We start from the raw sequence: 1,162 nt of genomic DNA on the forward strand, positions 1-1,162 counted from the left end.
TGCGCCTGCTGCGGAACAACCTGTTCAACAACCCTATTACGCACCAGTGCCTGAACAGCCGGTTCAGCAGCCATATTATGCGCCTGTTGCGGAACAACCTGTTCAACAACCCTATTATGCACCAGTGCCTGAACAGCCAGTGGCTGATAACGCGTGGCAAGCCGAGGGGACACAATCCACTTTTGCGGCGCAGTCTACATACCAGCCTGAGCAAAATTACCAGCAGCCAGCCGTGCAGGAGACGTTGCGTCAACAGTCGCATCCGGTTGAGCAGCCGCCTGTTGTGGCGCCTGAACCGGTTGCTGAAGAAACAAAACCTGCGCGTCCGCCGCTTTACTATTTTGAAGAAGTTGAAGAGAAGCGTGCGCGCGAACGTGAACAGCTCGCCGCCTGGTATCAGCCTATTCCTGAACCAGTTAAAGAACCTGAGCCTGTTAGACCTGTTCAGTCAGCTAGATCTGTTCAGTCATCGCCGACTGCTGCTGCAGTCCCTCCGGTAGAAGCCGTGGCTGCTGTTTCGCCGCTGGCATCGGGCGTGAAGAAAGCGACTCTGGCGACGGGGGCCGCCGCAACGGTTGCTGCACCTGTTTTTAGCCTGGCAAATAGCGGTGGACCTCGACCACAAGTGAAAGAGGGGATAGGCCCGCAGTTGCCACGACCAAAGCGTATTCGTGTTCCGACTCGTCGTGAACTGGCATCGTATGGCATTAAACTACCTTCACAACGAGCCGCCGAAGAGAAAGCTCGCGAAGCGCAGCGCAATCAATACGATTCTGGCGATCAGTATAACGATGATGAAATCGATGCGATGCAGCAAGATGAGTTGGCACGTCAGTTTGCCCAGGCACAGCAGCAACGCTATGGTGAACAGTATCAGCATGATGCGCCAGTTAACCCTGAAGATGAAGATGCAGCGGCAGAGGCTGAACTGGCTCGTCAGTTTGCCCAGACTCAGCAGCAACGCTATTCCGGTGAACAACCTGCGGGAGCAAATCCATTCTCGCTGAATGATTTTGAATTTTCACCGATGAAAGCGTTGGTGGATGATGGCCCACACGAGCCACTGTTTACGCCCATTGTTGAACCGCAGCAACCGGTAGCACCGCAGCAGCAGTATCAGCAGCCACAGCAACCGGTAGCGCCCGCAGCAGCAATATCAGCA

Annotated in this window: 1 pseudogene; it reads left to right on the forward strand. The window is 55.0% G+C overall.

What is annotated here, in order from left to right:
- A pseudogene (locus tag FFT88_RS24620) lies at positions 1–1,162 on the forward strand (hypothetical protein); the annotation flags it as partial.

It is taken from the genome of Escherichia sp. E4930, from assembly GCF_005845405.1.
Taxonomy (GTDB): domain Bacteria; phylum Pseudomonadota; class Gammaproteobacteria; order Enterobacterales; family Enterobacteriaceae; genus Escherichia.